General features: G+C 64.3%; 1 pseudogene. It reads right to left on the bottom strand.

The window, feature by feature from the left end:
• Window positions 1-11: 11 nt before the first annotated feature.
• Window positions 12-244: pseudogene (locus FLX08_RS40285) on the bottom strand (hypothetical protein); the annotation flags it as partial.

Raw genomic sequence — 244 nt, 5'->3', positions numbered from 1 at the left:
CTAGTGGCGTATCACGCAACCTTGGCCGGGTAACTGGTCCAGCTTCTGATCGGTGAGCTGGCGGCGAAGCTCGTCTTGGGCTGGGCTCGGGCGTTGCGCCAGCGGACGTAGGCGCCGATCGCCGCGTTCTGCTCATCGTGGGTGCGGTGGTCGGTGCCGTTCAGGGCGTAGTACCGCAAGGCGGCGAACTCTGATTCGATCCAGTTCAGCCAGGAGCCGTAGGTCGGCAGGAATACCAGCTCCA

Origin of the sequence: Microbispora hainanensis (genome assembly GCF_006874475.1) — a bacterium.
GTDB lineage: Bacteria > Actinomycetota > Actinomycetes > Streptosporangiales > Streptosporangiaceae > Microbispora > Microbispora hainanensis.
Note: the sequence above shows the minus strand (reverse complement) of the source record. Positions and strands in the feature narration are given on the sequence as shown.